The 17418-nt window shown below is 34.1% G+C and carries 21 protein-coding genes and 1 pseudogene; 18 read left to right on the top strand and 4 right to left on the bottom strand.

Features of this window, described 5'->3' with window-relative positions:
- Positions 1-55 precede the first annotated feature (55 nt).
- The 10 genes and pseudogenes from cysS (at position 56) to PCY71_RS11530 (ending at position 9060) form a co-directional block, all read left to right on the top strand.
- A complete protein-coding gene (gene cysS, locus PCY71_RS11575; RefSeq protein WP_301412672.1) occupies positions 56-1399 on the top strand; it encodes a cysteine--tRNA ligase in 1344 nt (447 codons plus the stop codon).
- The gene (locus PCY71_RS11570) at positions 1392-1796 is read left to right on the top strand and encodes a Mini-ribonuclease 3 (RefSeq protein WP_301412671.1); all 405 of its coding nucleotides are present in this window, start codon (positions 1392-1394) and stop codon (positions 1794-1796) included. Before cysS ends, PCY71_RS11570 begins: the two co-directional genes overlap by 8 nt.
- Positions 1783-2655 carry a helix-turn-helix domain-containing protein gene (locus PCY71_RS11565; protein ID WP_301412670.1) on the top strand — a complete coding sequence of 291 codons (873 nt, stop codon included), beginning with the start codon at positions 1783-1785 and terminating at the stop codon, positions 2653-2655. Before PCY71_RS11570 ends, PCY71_RS11565 begins: the two co-directional genes overlap by 14 nt.
- Positions 2656-2767: 112 nt before the next feature.
- The gene (locus PCY71_RS11560; RefSeq protein ID WP_003070659.1) at positions 2768-3898 is read left to right on the top strand and encodes an ABC transporter ATP-binding protein; all 1131 of its coding nucleotides are present in this window, start codon (positions 2768-2770) and stop codon (positions 3896-3898) included.
- Between the two features lie 327 nt (positions 3899-4225).
- Positions 4226-4722, top strand: a pseudogene (locus tag PCY71_RS11555) (IS3 family transposase); the annotation flags it as partial.
- A gap of 361 nt (positions 4723-5083) precedes the next feature.
- The gene (locus PCY71_RS11550) at positions 5084-6079 is read left to right on the top strand and encodes an NAD(P)-dependent oxidoreductase (RefSeq protein ID WP_048801128.1); all 996 of its coding nucleotides are present in this window, start codon (positions 5084-5086) and stop codon (positions 6077-6079) included.
- Between the two features lie 12 nt (positions 6080-6091).
- Positions 6092-7276, top strand: a complete 1185-nt coding sequence (locus PCY71_RS11545) for a DegT/DnrJ/EryC1/StrS aminotransferase family protein (RefSeq protein WP_278559494.1) — start codon at positions 6092-6094, stop codon at positions 7274-7276.
- Positions 7273-7737, top strand: a complete 465-nt coding sequence (locus PCY71_RS11540; RefSeq protein ID WP_048801130.1) for an NUDIX hydrolase — start codon at positions 7273-7275, stop codon at positions 7735-7737. Before PCY71_RS11545 ends, PCY71_RS11540 begins: the two co-directional genes overlap by 4 nt.
- Positions 7734-8378 (top strand): HAD family hydrolase, encoded by a 645-nt coding sequence (locus PCY71_RS11535; RefSeq protein ID WP_278559493.1) that lies wholly within the window; start codon positions 7734-7736, stop codon positions 8376-8378. The genes PCY71_RS11540 and PCY71_RS11535 overlap by 4 nt, the downstream gene beginning before the upstream one ends.
- A 16-nt stretch (positions 8379-8394) precedes the next feature.
- Complete coding sequence (locus tag PCY71_RS11530; RefSeq protein WP_048801132.1) at positions 8395-9060, top strand: HAD family phosphatase; 666 nt, start codon at positions 8395-8397, stop codon at positions 9058-9060.
- A 338-nt stretch (positions 9061-9398) separates the two neighbouring features.
- Here the strand turns inward: PCY71_RS11530 and PCY71_RS11525 are convergent, their stop codons facing one another.
- On the bottom strand, positions 9399-9566 hold the full coding sequence (locus PCY71_RS11525) for an ATP-binding protein (RefSeq protein ID WP_152906542.1): 168 nt from the start codon (positions 9564-9566) through the stop codon (positions 9399-9401).
- 145 nt (positions 9567-9711) lie between these two features.
- Between PCY71_RS11525 and PCY71_RS11520 the strand changes: the two genes are divergently transcribed.
- The 3 genes from PCY71_RS11520 to PCY71_RS11510 are packed head-to-tail and all read left to right on the top strand — an operon-like array spanning position 9712 to position 10746.
- Positions 9712-10002, top strand: a complete 291-nt coding sequence (locus PCY71_RS11520; RefSeq protein ID WP_048801133.1) for a type II toxin-antitoxin system RelB/DinJ family antitoxin — start codon at positions 9712-9714, stop codon at positions 10000-10002.
- Entirely contained in the window at positions 9995-10333 is a 339-nt protein-coding gene (locus tag PCY71_RS11515) for a type II toxin-antitoxin system PemK/MazF family toxin (RefSeq protein WP_048801134.1), read from the top strand. The genes PCY71_RS11520 and PCY71_RS11515 overlap by 8 nt, the downstream gene beginning before the upstream one ends.
- A gap of 26 nt (positions 10334-10359) precedes the next feature.
- Entirely contained in the window at positions 10360-10746 is a 387-nt protein-coding gene (locus PCY71_RS11510) for a hypothetical protein (protein WP_048801135.1), read from the top strand.
- A 238-nt stretch (positions 10747-10984) separates the two neighbouring features.
- Here PCY71_RS11510 and PCY71_RS11505 read toward each other — a convergent pair whose 3' ends face one another.
- The 3 genes from PCY71_RS11505 to PCY71_RS11495 all read right to left on the bottom strand — a co-directional run bounded on the left by PCY71_RS11505 (position 10985) and on the right by PCY71_RS11495 (position 12780).
- Positions 10985-11863: an ImmA/IrrE family metallo-endopeptidase gene (locus tag PCY71_RS11505; RefSeq protein ID WP_048801136.1), complete on the bottom strand. Its 879-nt coding sequence runs from the start codon at positions 11861-11863 to the stop codon at positions 10985-10987.
- On the bottom strand, positions 11860-12207 hold the full coding sequence (locus PCY71_RS11500) for a helix-turn-helix domain-containing protein (RefSeq protein ID WP_301412669.1): 348 nt from the start codon (positions 12205-12207) through the stop codon (positions 11860-11862). The genes PCY71_RS11505 and PCY71_RS11500 overlap by 4 nt, the downstream gene beginning before the upstream one ends.
- A 147-nt stretch (positions 12208-12354) precedes the next feature.
- Positions 12355-12780 carry a hypothetical protein gene (locus PCY71_RS11495; RefSeq protein ID WP_048800261.1) on the bottom strand — a complete coding sequence of 142 codons (426 nt, stop codon included), beginning with the start codon at positions 12778-12780 and terminating at the stop codon, positions 12355-12357.
- A gap of 1327 nt (positions 12781-14107) precedes the next feature.
- Here PCY71_RS11495 and PCY71_RS11490 point away from each other — a divergent pair.
- From PCY71_RS11490 to PCY71_RS11470, 5 genes are all read left to right on the top strand, one after another.
- Positions 14108-14464 (top strand): hypothetical protein, encoded by a 357-nt coding sequence (locus PCY71_RS11490; protein WP_167702664.1) that lies wholly within the window; start codon positions 14108-14110, stop codon positions 14462-14464.
- Positions 14465-14595: 131 nt separating this feature from the next.
- Entirely contained in the window at positions 14596-14892 is a 297-nt protein-coding gene (locus PCY71_RS11485) for a hypothetical protein (protein ID WP_167702665.1), read from the top strand.
- Between the two features lie 7 nt (positions 14893-14899).
- On the top strand, positions 14900-15085 hold the full coding sequence (locus tag PCY71_RS11480) for a hypothetical protein (protein ID WP_195405610.1): 186 nt from the start codon (positions 14900-14902) through the stop codon (positions 15083-15085).
- A gap of 35 nt (positions 15086-15120) precedes the next feature.
- Positions 15121-15360, top strand: a complete 240-nt coding sequence (locus PCY71_RS11475) for a hypothetical protein (RefSeq protein ID WP_167702667.1) — start codon at positions 15121-15123, stop codon at positions 15358-15360.
- A gap of 20 nt (positions 15361-15380) precedes the next feature.
- The coding region (locus PCY71_RS11470; protein ID WP_301412668.1) for an SEC10/PgrA surface exclusion domain-containing protein at positions 15381-17418 on the top strand (2038 nt) is incomplete at its 3' end.

The following is a 17418-nucleotide window of genomic DNA, read 5'->3' as shown; positions in this document are numbered from 1 at the left end:
AACTGCTTCTGTAGTCATTCTTATCTACTTTCTGAACACTCTCAGCATCGAAAACATGATCAAAATCTATGATACTATGACCCGCAGCCTGCGTGAATTTATGCCCATTGAGGAGGGCAAGGTTCGCATGTATGTCTGTGGTCCGACGGTTTATAACTATATCCATGTCGGCAATGCCCGCTCAACAGTAGCTTTTGACACAGTTCGTCGCTATTTTGAGTATCGGGGATTTGAGGTCAACTATATTTCCAATTTTACAGATGTAGATGATAAAATTATCAATCGGGCCAAGGACGAAGGCATCACTCCCAAAGAAGTGGCGGACAAGTATATCGCCGCCTTTCGCGAAGATGTGACGGCTTTGGGTGTTAAGCCAGCTACTCAGCATCCGCGCGTGATTGACTTTATGGAGGATATCATTGACTTTGTGCAGACTTTGGTGGATAAGGGCTACGCTTATGAGTCAGAGGGTGATGTCTATTTCCGAGTGGAAAAGTCTCACAATTATGCCAAACTAGCTAACAAAACCTTGGCTGATTTAGAGTTAGGCGCTTCTGGTCGGACAGATGAGGAGACCACCCGCAAGGAAAATCCAGTGGACTTTGCCCTCTGGAAGGCGGCTAAACCGGGCGAGATTTTCTGGGATAGCCCTTGGGGAGCCGGTCGTCCGGGCTGGCACATCGAGTGCTCGGTCATGTCAACGGAGATTTTGGGCGATACCATTGATATCCACGGTGGCGGAGCAGACTTAGAGTTTCCTCACCATACCAATGAAATCGCCCAGTCGGAGGCCAAAACTGGTCAGACTTTTGCCAACTACTGGATGCACAATGGCTTTGTCAATATCGACGACGTTAAGATGTCCAAATCTCTAGGCAATTTTATCACCGTTCATGATGCCCTCAAGACCATTGATGGTCAGGTGCTGCGTTTCTTCTTTGCTACCCAGCATTATCGCAAGCCCATTAATTTCACAGAAAAAGCTGTCCATGATGCAGCGATTAATCTCAAATATTTGAAGAATACCTATGAGCAGCCTTTCACTGATCAGACAGATTCAGCTCAGCTTCAAGCCTTGCTGGATAAGTTCACTGCCGCTATGGACGAAGATTTCAATGCAGCTAATGGCATCACGGTTGTCTTCGAGCTAGCCAAGTGGATCAACTCAGGCAACTACACCGCTGAAGTCAAGGAAGCCTTTGCTAAGCTTTTAGAAGTTTTTGGCATCGTCTTTGTAGAAGAAGTCTTGGATGCGGACATTGAACGCTTGATTGAGGAGCGCCAAACAGCGCGTGCTGCCAAGGATTTTGCGACAGCTGATAAGATTCGTGATGAATTGGCAGCACAAGGAATCAAGCTATTAGATGGGAAGGATGGAGTGAGGTGGATTCGTGATTGATGTCAATCTCATAAACGGTATTGCTCTGGCTTTTGAAGGGGATGCTGTCTACTCAACTTATATCCGTCGTCATTTAATTTTCCAAGGCTTAACCAAGCCCAACCAGCTGCATAGAGAAGCGACCAAGTATGTATCGGCTAAAGCGCAAGCCAATCTCATCTCTCTCATGCTAGAAGAGGGAATCCTGACAGAAAAGGAAGAAGAAATCTACAAGCGTGGACGCAATGCCAATAGTCATACAAAAGCTAAAAATGCGGATATCATTACTTATCGCATGTCTACAGGCTTTGAGGCTATTATGGGCTACCTACATATGACGGGAGCTATTGAGCGCTTAGAAGAGTTAATTGACTGGTGCATTGTCAGAGTGGAGAGCACAAATCATGGTAAAAAGTAATTTGTTAGAATGGTTTCCTCAAGGGAGACTTCAATCCAATCCGAGCGTAAAAGAAGATGAAGTGGCAATTCCCTTATCAAAAAATCAATGGCTATTATTAAAAATGAGTAGCTTGACAGAAAGAGAACAACAGCTTGTTTCTTTACTGACTGGAGAAGAGTCAGCGTTTGATGGTGGACCTTGGTACGATTATCTGGTTCATAGTCGTGGCAAATTGCCAAAAAGTGTACAAAAGATACAATTTGTTCATTGTCATTTATTCCATTATGAAAATGAAACAATCGGATCTTGGTTAGAAATGATGCGGACCATACTGTCCAATAGAATAGCAGATTTTCAGCTGTCTTCTCAGGATTATATCTTTGTATTAGATCAGACGCAACTTATCCCCGTAAAAGCTGTCCTTCGTGATACTTTATCAGCCATCGAATATGACTTTAGCCTAGCTCTCACAATTCAAATCGGACAGATTTGGTCTCAAATGTTTGAAGAGAGCTACTTTGAGCTATTTCAAGCAGAGAATGCCCTTTTTACTAAGTGGTGGGAACAAGCTCAGCATTCTAATGTGCATTCTTTTTCCCAACTCTTTTTATGGGGGATTAGCCAAAAGGATTTCATATTGCCAATCTTAACAAAGAAACTTCATCAATTGATTGAAAGTCAGGATCAGCTCGTTGATATTATTGCCGCTTTGTGGGAAAATACAGCGGTTGTGACAAAAGCTGCTCAGCAGTTGTATATTCATCGGAACACGTTACAATATCACATCGATAAATGGGAAGAATTGACGGGTTTACAGCTAAAAGACCTAACAGATTTGACGCTATGTTATCATGTTATTTTAACTGATTTATTCTAATGTTTTGTGCACCCTGCACAAGACATTTTCTTTTAAATTTGTTCACATTGCCATAGAAAAATAAAGCGTTTTCATATAGAATGAAATCATAACAACAAAGGAGTTCTATTTTATGGTAGAATTAAATTTAAAAAATATTTACAAAAAATATCCAAACAGCGAACATTACTCTGTAGAAGACTTCAACTTGAATATAAAAGATAAGGAATTTATCGTTTTCGTTGGTCCTTCAGGATGTGGGAAATCTACTACACTTCGTATGATTGCTGGACTTGAAGATATCACGGAAGGTGAATGTTCAATTGATAGTCGCGTGGTCAATGATGTTGCGCCAAAAGATCGTGACATTGCCATGGTTTTCCAAAACTACGCTTTGTATCCACACATGACTGTGCATGATAATATGGCTTTTGGTTTGAAACTTCGTAAATACAGCAAGGATGATATTGAAAAACGTGTAAATGAAGCAGCAGAGATTCTTGGCTTGAAAGAATTTTTAGATCGTAAACCTGCAGACCTTTCTGGTGGGCAACGTCAACGTGTAGCGATGGGACGTGCTATTGTTCGTGATGCAAAAGTATTTCTTATGGATGAACCGCTTTCTAACTTGGATGCTAAATTGCGGGTATCTATGCGGGCAGAAATTGCTAAAATCCATCGTCGTATTGGGGCAACCACTATCTATGTTACCCATGACCAAACAGAAGCAATGACTTTGGCTGATCGTATCGTTATCATGTCTGCAACAAAGAATCCTTCAGGAACGGGTACAATTGGACGTATAGAGCAAATCGGTACCCCACAAGAAGTTTACAAAAACCCAGTTAATAAATTTGTTGCAGGCTTTATCGGAAGCCCAGCGATGAACTTCATCAATGTAACTTTGAAAGGTGATGAAATTGTAGCACAAGACCTTTCTCTGAAAGTACCAGAAGGTGCCTTGAAGGTACTTCGTGAAAAAGGCTATGAAGGCAAGAAACTCATTTTTGGTATTCGTCCAGAAGACATCAATACAGAAGCTGCTTTCCTTGAAACCTTCCCAGATTCAGTAGTACATGCTAAAATCTCTGTATCCGAATTGCTTGGTTCGGAATCTCATTTGTATTGCCAAGTGGCTGACAATGAATTTATTGCTAAAGTAGATGCTCGTGATTACCTCAAAGCTGGAGCAGGTATTGACCTTGGCTTTGACTTGAACAAAGCACACTTCTTTGATCCAGAAACAGAAAAGACAGTTTATTAATTTACAATGCCTTTAGAATAATTAATAAGAGAATGCAGGATGCCTTGTTTTTAATACAAGACTCCTGCGTTTTTTATAGAAGAAAATTTGGATTTAACGGTAAAGTGATTTATAAATAAGAAGAAGCATTTTAAATTTTATGTTATACTAAAGTCATATCTCAATAAAAATGTTGATGTTGTATCTTGGGCATTTATAAGCTATAGATTTAAAAAATTGAAAAAATTAACCAAAAATTAACCAAGCAAGTTATATTTTTAGTCAATATTTATAAAATAAAGTATATCAGAATATTCCTGGTATATTTTATTTTGTATTTATAAATGAATTCATTTGGTTGACCTTCACACTGCAGGTATGAAACGAAGTGAGCTTATCAAGGAATATGATCTAACCTCCTCAGCCTTCGATAAATGGGTTAGACAGGCAAGAACAACTGGTTCGTTTAAAACAATTGATAATCTGACAGATGAGTAGCGTGAGTTAATTGAATTCAGAAAACGAAATAAAGAACTGGAAATGCAATTAGATATCCTAAAGCAAGCGGCAGTGATTATGGCACGAAAGGGCAAATAATCACTGCTAATAAGGGCAAATATAGCATCTCAGCCATGTGCCGTTGGCTGAATATTCCACGCTCTAGCTATTACTACAAGGCTGCAGAGCTAGTATCTGAAGCAGAGCTTGAAGAGAGGGTTAAACACATTTTTCTTGAAAGTAAGTCCAGATACGGGACTAGGAAAATCAAGAAATGTCTAGAAAGAGAAGGTATCAACTTGTCTCGCCGTCGGATTCGTCGTATCATGAAGAGACTTGATAGGGTTAAGTTTCTCTGTTCAGGCTTAGGAGTGTTTTCGAAAGTGGATAAGCTAATATTATTTCCAAGCTACTTATTAAAGGCTTTTAAGTTATAGTTAATTTGATTTTTCTAATATTTCTAGTTTGATAGACGAGACATTTTTACTTTCGAATGAAATGTTAGGAATAAACATATTATTATTTGACAAGATAATGTTTATAAGTTATAATCAAAGTCATGAAAAGGCTTACATTGAGAGGTGTGTATTTATAAACCATGTGTAGTTTTTTCGAATTCTAACTTGCAGAATTGTCTCAATAAGTCAAAGAGAGTTTTCGAACAAATCTTATATTAAAATTATAATTTAAACATTAGGAGGATGTTTTATGAGTAACATTTTAGTAACGGGTGGCTGTGGCTATATTGGTTCAAAGTTGGTTCAAGAGCTGTTGAATAATGAAGAAAATACAGTCGTTGTATTGGATAGTGGAATTTTTGGTTTTGATTCGTTGTCCGAGTATATGTATTCAGAGCGTTTCAAGTTAGTGAAAGGGGATATTCGAATCAAAGAAGATATTTTGAGCTCTTTAAATCAAATTGATACAATTATTCATTTAGCCAGTTTAGTTGGAGAACCTGCGTGCATTGTTGACAAAGATATTGCTTACGATATCAATGTGATTGGTACAAGAAATCTTGTTGAGTGTGCTATCAAGAAAGGAGTAAGTAACTTTATATTTGCATCAAGTTGTAGTGTTTATGGTTTTGGTAAAGATAAGTTTAATGAGAATAGTAAACCTAATCCTGTTGACTATTATGCTGAGTTAAAGTTAGTTTCAGAAAATGATCTCTTGAAATATCAAGATAGGTTGAATATCATTATCCTAAGGTTTTGTACAGTTTTTGGATTATCAAAAAGAATGCGCTTTGATTTAGCTGTAAATGTAATGACTGCGAATGCGATAACTAGTGGTACTATTAATGTTTACGGAGGCAAACAAGAGAGACCTTTTATTCATTGTGAGGATGTAGCACGAGCTATTGACTTAATATTTAAGAAACGTTGTAACAATGAAAGTAAATGTGGACTAGAATTATACAATGTAGGTAATAATTCGCAAAATTATAATCTTTCTGATATTGCAGGTATAATTTCAAAGGTCACTGGGAATGCTAAAATTAATTTAGATGGGATGAAAGAAGATAATCGAAGTTACAGTGTCTCCTTTGATAAAATTGAGCAGTTAAATTTTGTGTCACAGAAATCTATTGAGTCTGGTGCAAAGGAAATAACAAATACTATAAAATTAGGCATAATTACTAATCCATATAGTGAAATATATAGTAACGTCAAGGTAGCTACTAAAGAATATTTAAATTAAGGAGTTAAAAACATGAGAAAATTAGCGATCTTTGGAGGGGAACCAGCATTTCCAACTCCATTAAACTTTATAAAACCAATGTTTCCTGAGTACTTTAAAACAAAGTACGAATCGTACTTTAATAATGTTTTTGAAACAGGTATTCTTTCTAAGGGAAAATATTTAGAAGAATATGAATCTGAAGTAAAAAAATTTTTAGAAGTTCCATTTGCGAGCGCAGTTTCTTCAGGCACTATAGGATTAATTTTAGCTATGGAGGCTTTAGGGATAAAAAGTGGAGATGAGGTCTTAGTTCCTAGCTTTACGTTTTGTGCCACTGTTCATGCAATAAAGAAAGTAGGAGCCACTCCTGTTTTTATAGACTGTAATTCAGACACCTTTACAATTCAAACGAGTAATATAGAAAAATATATAAATGATAAGACAAAGGCAATTATTGCAGTACACATATTTGGTGTCGGTGCAGAGGTATATGAGCTAGAAAGGTTGGCTAATAGTCATAATTTAAGAATAATCTATGATGCAGCTCATGCATTTGGAAGTACTATTGATAATAAACATTTAGGGACATTTGGTGATATTTCAGTATATAGCACCTCTCCTACCAAAACTTTAGTAACTGGTGAAGGTGGAATCGTAGTTTGTAAGGATAAAGAAATTGATTGTAAAATTAGACTCTTAAGAGAATATGGGAATCCAGGTGATTATAATTGCACTGAGATTGGTATTAATGCTAGACTTAGTGAGTTAGCAGCTATAACAGGATTGATGTCACTAAGTGTAGTTGATAAAAATTTGTCTGAGCGTAGTAGGATCGGTACTTATTACAGGAAATTGCTCTCAGAAATTGAAGGTATATCATTACAAAAAATCCCAAATAATCAAGTTAGCACATTTAAAGATTTATGTATAGTAGTACATGAAGATGTTTTTGGGTTGGATAGAGATACGATTGTAGATTGTTTAAATAAAGAGGGAATCCCAACAAGAAATTATTTCTTTCCACCAGTACATAAGATGGCCTGCTATCCTGAGTATAGTGATGTTTTTTTGGAAAATACTGAAAGAATTTCTAATAATATAATTTGCTTACCAATGCATCCGTTTCTTACTTTTGAAGATATTGAAATGATAATTGATGTATTGAAAACTATGTATTTTAATGCTGAAGAAATAAAGAAACAGGCTACAAAATGACTAATATACCATCAGAAAATTATGTATCACAAATTCGCAAAAAGATTGGCAACGATCTGCTTATCTTGGTTGGTTCAAATGTTATTATAGAAAATGATTGTAATCAAGTGCTCCTTCAAAAGAGAACAACAGGAAGCTGGGGATTGCCAGGAGGTTTGTTAGAAGTTGGGGAGACTCTTGAACAAACAGCAATAAGAGAAGTATTTGAGGAAACGGGATTAAAAATCGAAAAACTACAATTGATTTATACTTTTTCAGGTGAAGATTATCACTTTATACTACAAAATAGAGATGAAATATATGTAATTACTTCACTTTATAAAGCAATTAATTATTCTGGTGAATTAATTGTAAATTCAGAAGAAACTTTGGAATTAAGATATTTCAATTATGATTGTCTTCCTCAGAATGTTGAACAAGAATACCTTGATTATATAAACTATTATAGAGAATTAAAATGATTGATCGAAAAAAACTAATTATATTTGATTTTGATAATACTATTGCCAAGACTCTTCCTTTATGTTTTAGCTGCTTTAGAATAGTTTTTGAAAAATATAAAAATGTTAGAATGAGTGATTCAGAAATAGAATTATTATTCGGAGGAAGTGAGGAAAGTATAATAAGGGATTTTGTAGATGAGAAATATGCTGACGAAGCAGTTGAATTGTTCTATATTCTATATGAGAATTTGCACGATCACTTTATTAGTCGAGATAAAGTCTATGAAAAAGTTATTTTATTATTAGAGGAATTGAAAAATAAAGATAAAAAACTTGCTATTTTTACCGGTAAGGGGCGAAGAAGTATAGGGATAAGTATAAAAAAATTAGAATTAGAGAAGTATTTTAATTTTATTGTTTCAGACGATGATGTCGCTATTTCTAAACCTAACAGTGAAGGTGTTTTGAAAATACTTGAACATTATAAACTAAATCCTGACGAAGCTTTATTTTTGGGTGATTCGGATGCAGACATAATTTCCGCTCAACATGCAAATGTACAGGCTGTTGGGGTAAATTGGTATAAAACAAGGAAGTTTAGTACTAATCCTAGTGTTATATCCAATGACCCATTAGATTTTATTAGTTCTAAATGTTAATTTATTAGGAGGATTTATGGATTTAAAAGGTATCATTTTTGATATGGATGGAGTTATAGTTGATACGGAGTATCAGGATTTTTTGATACAAAAAGATTTTATTTGTCAACTTAATCCGAAGTCTAATTACAAGGATTCAGAACTATTGATTCTAGTAGGTAAATCCTATTTGACCCTTTATAAACTGTTACAAAATTTTATTGGCGATCATTATGATATTGAAACTATTGAAAAAGAGTATGCAATTTTTAGTGATAGACGATATAAAATATTAGATTATCGCACTCTGTTCAGAACTGAGATTCTGGAGATTATTGATTATTCAATTCAAAATGGAATTAAGTTAGCAGTGGCTTCGTCTTCAAAATATGATCATATTAATAGCATTTTGGAAACTTGTAATATCAAACAGTATTTTGATGTTGTAATTAGCGGTGAAAATTTTGTAGAAAGTAAGCCGAATCCGTCAATCTATTTTACTACTCTAGATAAGTTGAACTTATCAGCTAACCAATGTATTGCAATCGAAGATTCTTATTCGGGCATTGAAGCTTCGACAAACGCTGGTATTCCGACTATTGGTTATTTCGATAGTAGACTGCCTCTTTTTAACGATAAAGCAAATTGGAAAGTTGAAAATATGAGAGAAGTTTTACAAATAATATTATCCCGAGATTTTTAGGAATAATTATTTCTACAGGGATTATATTTCCCTCCTCTTTTTCGAGTTTACTAAATGAACTAGTTATTCTAAATATAAACATACCTCTTGAAGAATTTTCCTCGAGAGGTCTTTTGAATATAACAAGAAACTAAATAGATAAACTATTCCAAGCGTAACCAAATAATTCTCCACCATTTGGGAAGAGTCGCAGCACTTCCGCCTCCTTCATGAGATCTTGGCTTATTTTAGAGTAGGATTCTTCCTTATCTAAAGCAATGAATACTTGCTTTTTTTGTTTTGAATAAAATAACAATGAATAGGTTACACTTTATAAATTCTGTCTAGTTTAGTGTAACCTATTCAATTTTTTCTTTATAGTCAATGTATATATCAACCTTGGTGCTATCTGCATCCCAAGAGTTGGTAATTAGTTCAGCGAGTGCTTGAGGTAGTTGCTTGTATAGACCTATTCCTAAATGTTGTATAGTGGCTGCTGAATAATGTAGAGTAAATTGTTCTGACATAGGGGAATCCTAATTTATTATTGATTAAAGTATATCATAATTTATTATAATTAGGTGTATTCAAATTTAAAATACAATAATTAACTTTGCATTGTATGGTTGTGTATGTTACAATAGTTATACAAAGAAGAGATGAGGTGGTTTTATGTCAACAATTGCTGTTCGTGTAGATGATAAATTAAAAACAGAAGCAGCTGAATTATTTGATTCATTGGGAATTGATATGACTACAGCAGTTAAGATGTTTCTTATTCAATCTGTTCAGACTAGGAGTATTCCTTTTGCAGTGAAGCAAAATATAAGTGATGAAGGATTTCAGGAAATGATTGATAAAAAGATTCCTAGTGTAAAGGTAAGTGCTACTAATAAGGAAAGTTTAGCAGCGTTTTTTGGTGATGAAGATTTTTCAGAATATAAGGGTGTATTTAATGACTGATGTTGAGGTTTATTCGGTTTTGGTAACACGGATAGAATATCGTGATAAAACAGGGTCGAAAATTCGTCCAGCAGTAGTTGTGAAAATCGGTGATGAGATAATACGTACTTTTCGGATTACAAGTAAATATGAAACGAAATCTGATTATATTAAGTCACAATATTTAGAAATTATTGATTGGTTCAAAGCTGGGTTGAAAAAGCCGTCTTGGATTGATATGGTTCAGTTGTACGATATTGAGAAAGACGGTTTTCAAATTAAGGTGATTGGTAGATTGAGTGATCGTGACATTAGTCGCTTAAAAGAATATATAAGAAATAAAGAGCTTTAATGTTTTTATAGAAAGGGAATAGAGATATGAAAAAGAAAGTATTGTTATTGGTGACAATGATTGCAGCAGCAATCTTCCTAGTATCTTGTTCATCTAATCAACAAGCCAGCTTAGATGGTGAATATTATTTTTATACACCAAGTATGACAGATAAAATGTCAAAAACTCCTTGGGTTGTTATTAAGGATAAGACTTTAACATATTATTCTGGTGGAAAAGATGATCCAAGTGGAACATTGAGATATTCTGTTGATACAGAAAAGAAAACTTTGACAGGAGAAGGTAAAACTTTAGCTTATTCGTATGATAAAGAGAGCGGAGTTCTTTCTGCTGGGATTATGAGCGGAGATGCTCAATTTGTAAAGAAAGATTCTAAAAAATATAAGGAATTGAAAAAAACAGAAAAGGACTGATAATGTCCTTTTTTTATTTCAGCTGTAAAAATTATCCGTTTAGAGAATAGTTTTAATGTTGTTAAAAATCCATGTTATAGTTGTAGTATGAAAGAAGAAATGATTTTTGATATAAAAGCAATTGCGAACGAACTACATTATCATGTATCAGATAATGAATTGAAATGGAGGATTTTTCAATTGCGAGTGCGATTGGATCAGTTAGAAGAAACAGTTAATAGAAAGGAAAAAGGGGCTATCAATTAGTAGTCCCTTTGTTTTGTATGTCATAGTGCTTGAACTTGGCTTTACGCCGACTGTCTATTTCAGAAATTGTTTGGGTATTCCAGGTGTACCAGATTGTTAGACCTTTATCATAGTAAGCAGATATTCTGAAATGTGGAAACTGCTTCTTAATAGTTTGTTGGAAATCAGGATCTATTAAAGAAGTGATTTCTTGGTTGGTGATAAAGTCTGTTTCAGTAGTTAATTTTTTGAAGTAGTCAATGTCTTCTATTTGAACAGCTTCGTATTCTTTAATGAGTTTTTCTTTAAAGGATTGAATGAGCTGGATTAGAATAGCAGATTTTCTGGTTTTATATTGGAAAATAACTTCTCTAGCTTGTTCTGTTGAAAAATGTCCTTGGTAGTGTAAAAAGTCTTCTAAACGGATTTCTAAGGCTTGTGGAGAGACTTTTAATTCTTTACTAAGGTCTTGAAAAGACTGTTGTTGATAGACGATTTTGGATAAGAGGATAATGTCGGGCATGAGGATAAAAGAAGAAAAGTAGTTGGCTTCTTTTTCTTGCCAGTCTTGGTTTTGTGCATTCTCCGCAAAGACTGTTCCAGAATGTTGTAAGACTAAGTGTCCTAACTCGTGGCATTTGGTAAAGTTTTGTCTGTTTGGGCTGCTTTCTGATTCGTAAGAGAAAGAAATCCCTAAGTTATCAATTAAAGTCAATCCTAAAATTGCCTCGTCCGAAAAATGATGAGGCAATGTTTTAATTTTGTATTGAGTAGTAATGTGGTTGAAATAGTCTTCAAAAGTGTAGTGGATTTTGGAGATATTGTAAAGTTTAATGAAATGATAAATTTCTTTCTTAGCAATATCCCAGACTTTGAAATAAACGTCTCTCACTGCTCATCTTCCTCAAATGCTTTTCTTCTAATCTCCATAAATTCTAAGAGTTCTTTTTTAAAGATCTCTTTTTGTTCAGGAGTCATATTTTTTGAATTTCTCCGATAAAGGATTTCGACATCAGATAGTTCATCTTCTGGATTTTTGATGTCAGAATTTCCTAAGAGGTAGTCAGTAGTCACATGAAAGAAGGAAGCAAATTTATCAAGTGTATCGGCACTTGGTTTTATTTTCCCACTTTCCCATTGTTGATAAGCTGGTTGAGTGATGTTTAATTTTTTTGCGATTTCTTTTTGAGTTAAACCAGTTTCTTTTCGTAGTGCTTTTAGGCGTTCTGAAAACATATTTTGAGCCTTTCAAAAAATTTTTAAATTTTTTTAAAAAAAGTATTGACAAAATAAGCGGTAACTTATATAATTAAAATATAAGTTAAAACTTATAAAACTAATACAGATATTATAACAAACAGATGGAGAAATAAGATGTTAAACTCAAGACTTTCTGTTTGCTAATAATTCTTTTAAAGTAGGTGATTTCTTTTTTTCAAATTGTTTATCGGTGATATCGTAAATATCTTGATAAAGTTGAAAAAAGATATCTAAAATCTTATCGGGATTGTGATTAGAAATATGATATTTAAATTTGTTGTGGTATTTATTTCTTAAGTCTTGAATTCTATCTCTTATAATAATTGGCAAGTGGTAAATGCTATTCCCGTTATAAGTTAGTTGACTAATAGAGACTGCAATCCCGTTTTCTTTTGAAAAGAGTTTATCAAATTCTTTATCGAAATTTGATAAATCGCCTGTGCAAGCAAATTCTGTAAATTTATTTCTTAAATTATGAAAGAGTTGATTTTGAGTAATATAGATCTCATCAGTTATAAGATCTGAAAAATCAAAAGTATCGTTAATCATGAATAATTTCTCCTTATGACTAGATATATTAAATAGTATTTGATGTATCTATTGATAAAGAGAGGAAATTTCTTTATCAGTGCATAAAGAATAGGAATTATTTTTTGAATATTTTATTCATAATGGCATTCATGCATAACTAATAGTGTGAGTAATGGTTGCCATTAAGATAATTCAAAGATATTTATTTAATTATTTCTGTTTAATATGTTTATAGAACATTGAAAATTAAATAAAAAGTACGTCTGCAATCCGAAAATCCAGACTGTAAACGCACCAAAAAAATACCAATTTCATTATATCCTAAAATAAGATTTTTGTCAAAAGAGTTTAAGATATAGGTTGTGTTGAAGTGTGAGATGTATAGGTTTGTGGAGATGTATAAATTCACTAGAACTTAATTTTGGTTGTTGTTATTAAATCCAAGCGATGATAGCGATGATAATTAGGATGATGGAGACAAGTGGGTAGGTTAAAAACATTTGAAAATAATAAGAGAGTACAAATCGAATTATTTTAAAAATGAGTTTTGTAATTCCTTTAATAATGTCTTTCATGTCTAGTTCTCCTTGAAATTATGTGTATAATGAAGAATAAAAATCATCCAAGGGGTGTTACCATCTGCCCGAGGATTGATTTGTTATTCAGTTACCTTTTAAATTTTCTTTATTGTATCATAAATATTTTAAGAAGTCAAAATTAGGTTTTAGCGAGTTTATACATTAGGTATTGGGGTTTATGCTAGTTATCCTGTGTTGAGTAAAAAACTAGAAGTGCTGGTTGAGAACAATCGGTAATTGCGATCGGGGCAATGTCGGAGTGAGACGATAACCTTTATACGTAATAGGTGCTAGGCAAGAGATACGCTTGCTGAAGAATAGTATGCGAAGATACGAGCATACACTAAATAGGATCGTTACCTATTTAGAACTGTGAGTAAATACTTTAATATCCTCTTATTTACTCACAGTTTTAAGTAGGTAATGTTATTAGATAATTTTGATGAAGCGATTTGTTTGCGGCAAGTCGTCTTTTTGTTTTGTAGGAAAGTAAGAAAAAAGTGTTAGGGGTGAATAGAAATGTTGAAGAAGCTTGTTTTCTTTTTGTTTAGTATGAGTGTTGTGTTTATATCATTTTATTGTTTTCTATTTTTTGCTTTTTTGATAGTAGTATCAAAACTAGTGAGAGGATGATGAGGTAAATAAATGTTTAATTATATAAAGTCTATATCAATAGAGTATAGTTCTCCTGTTTATGTTAAGAGAAAAAAGTTTCATGAACAGAGGAAAGAAGAACGAAAATTGAGGTTTTTAGGGAGAAGTGATAGATGGAATCGATTATAGGTAATGAAGAAATTATTATACATGTTTACGATAAGGCATCTATGAAGAGTTTTGGTGACTTTAATTTATTTGTAAATAGAAGCGTTTCAGATAAGCTTGTTAAGTTGTTAAGTGATGTTGGTGTGTCTGTGAAATATGATAATGGTAATACTGCTTATGATATTTATAAAATAAATTCTTTTTTAAGGCATTTGTATTTTATTTTTGTAGAGTTAAAAGATGGAAAGAAAAAGTTTAATCAGATTGTTAGCTTTTTATTATTAAATAAAGGTCTTTTATATGATGATAAAATAGATGGATTTCGACTTTTTAAAAGTATAGAAATTGAAGTAAATTTTTAAATAAAAAGGAGTAAATGTTGATTGGCTTAATTGTTTTATTGATAGTGATTGTAATGGTTTTATATGGTTTGTTAATTATTTCTAGTGAGTGTTCACGATTTGAGGAGCATGATAGGAGGTGAGGATAAAAGGTGGTATTTAAGGAGTGGTGGATAAAGAGATGTTTATTATCAATTTTAAAGAGTAGAAATGGGAAGAATGATGTAGCTCTTTATTTTGATGAGGATAGTTTAATTTTTGTAAGGTCAGGTAAGTATTTGAATGATTGTTTTGCAGTTTGTTTACCTGAACATGATATAGAAATGATTCAACGCTATATAAGTGATGGATCATTTTTAATTTATGCTGGAAAAATTCAGAATGGTATTTATGAATATTTGCTGAAAACAAGATATAAATGGCAAGATATTATTTCATGGAAGGAGTGAAATTAGTATGAGAGAAAGAGATTATATTGCTTTTTGTGATAATGGTCATGAGTATTTTCATTTTTATTTTGAGTCAGTTCATAGGGCGGGTTCAGAGGAGAATAAGCGTGATTGTATGCGCCAGATGAGACGGGAACGTGGTTTGAGTTTTTCTAGAGATGTTGAGATTCTAGAGGTTTTTTTGAATGATTGATGAAGGATTGATTAGGTAGAAAGGGTGAGTAAGATGTGATGGAAGATTATGAATATTTTAAGAAAGGATATGATCGGATTTGGCAAAATTTTAAATTTTCGTTTAAGGTATATCGATTAAATGTAATTTATCAACGACGTTTATGTGTTGAAATGTTAGAAGAATTGGATAAGTTACATAAAGATTATTTACGTTTTTATGGTGTATCAACATTTGGTTTGTATCGTTATTATTCAGGTATGGTAGAGAAGAATTATGAACAGATTAAAGGTTAATTTTATTGAGGAGAAAAGATATGAAACAAGTTAAAACAGTGTTAGCAACAATTACTACGGTTGCTGTATTAAATGGGGGACAACAAGTCATTCATGCTGAGGAGTTGCCAAAAGCAGATTCTCAAAAGACTGAAGTTGATCAGGTTCAAAAAGAAGTAACTCAAGCAGATGTGACGGCAAGTCAAGCGAAAGTAACTGTCGCAAATACAGCAGTCAAGGAGCAGGAAACAACTGTTGCAGCAGCTAAGCAAGAAGTGGTGGTAGCTGAAAAGAAAGCAAGCACTGCACAAGCTAATTTTTCTCAAGCAGAGAAAGTAGCTGCTGAAGCAACACCAGGAAATATTTCTAAAGCAGAACAGACGGTGAAAAATATGCAAACGGCTGTAGAAAATGCTGAGAAAGCTGTGACGGCAAGTCAAGCAGCTCAAACACAAGCTCAATTGTCTGTTTCAAATCAAGAAAAGATTACAAAACAGGCACAAGAAGCGGTGAAGGCAAAACAGGGTGAAGTAAGTAAAGCCAAAGAAAAGGTTGCAGAAAAACAAGCGATTTTAGATGGTACAGGCACAAAAGAAATCATTGAAAAAGCTGAACAAACACAAGCTAAGGTGAATATAGATAAAGCGGCTGTTCAAAAGGCACAGGCAGATTTAGTTGAAGCGAAACAAGTTGATCAAAAACGTGCTAGTGATTTGGCAAATGTTGATAAGGAAGTGCTTCAAGCTCAAATAACTACAGATGCTTCTAAGTCTGATTTAGATAAAAAGGTTGCTATGGCAAGTAAAACAGCAGAAGCTTTAGAAAAGGCGACAGTTGATTTGACAAAAGCCAATCATAAAGCTGAAACCATCAATACGATTACGCTTTCGCAAGATTATATTGCAGCTCTACGAGAATACAATCAAAACTTTACTAAATATAGTAAAGCAGAATTAAAAACTCAAACAGATAAATTAGTTGCGATGGGGAAGGTGTTGGCTAAACAAAATCAATTTAAAGCGAATCAAGATGATAGTGATCTTGATACCTTAGATTTGAATCATCTCCCAGCCGAAGTTCGAGAAGAGATGTCTCTCTTTGCGGCTGATTTACTCAATCAAATTCGTGCAGCCTTTGGGACAGCGAAAGTTGAAGTGTCTAAAGGTGCTGTTGAAGCAGTTAATGAACATGTTTCCACTTCTAAAACGAATGGTGTGAAAGGTCATGATCGAGTAAATCTAGATCGAGTACTAGCTAAAGTAGGCATTACTAGCGGAACAGAAGAAAGCATTGGCTTAATGGGTGGATCTGGTTCTGCTCGGAAACAACAGAGAATCAGTCCACGTGAGTTAAAACGACTGATTTATAACAATATCTTGAACTTGATGTTTAATGCTTTTGAAGATGTAGAGGATAATGAAAACAATGAGTTTCTCCACGCTGGAACGCTAGCTGGACTATCTGAAAGCGGTGTGAAGAAGGCTTATTTAGGGGTTGGTACTTCTTATAAAGATGACTTCTGGCAAGTAGTCAACTTCCTCTTTGTATATGATAGGGCTCTTACACAACCAAATAGCTTTGACGCCAAAGCATTGTCTAATCCATTTGATAGTAAGGAAGTCTTAGCCCGTCAAACAGCGGCACAAAACGCTTATGATTTAGCTAAAAAGGCTGACCAACAAGCCAAAGTAGACAAAGCCCAAGCTGAAACAGATTATCAAAAAGCGAAAGAGAAGCTAGCGCTTGTGACAGCTAAACGGGATAGTTTGAAAGCTGAAACTCCTTTAACTCCTAGAGCAGAAATAGCTCTCACAAAAGCACAAGCAATATTGAAAGTTGATGAAGCAGAAAACAAGGCAGCACAAGAAGCGGTGAAGCAATTGAATGCAGATGTTAAGGCGAAACAAGCAGCCTTAATACAAGCAAAAGCAGAATTGGCTCAAAAAGAAGCGGAGTTAAAAGCTCTTGAAGCGATTCTTTCAACGGAACAATCCACTTTAGCTGCTAAACAAGCAACTCTTGCACAAGCAAGAAGCCTTGTTGAACAACGTGAAGCTGAATTAGTACAAGTAAAAGAAC

It is taken from the genome of Streptococcus sp. SN3 (assembly GCF_030439905.1).
Note: the sequence above shows the minus strand (reverse complement) of the source record. Positions and strands in the feature narration are given on the sequence as shown.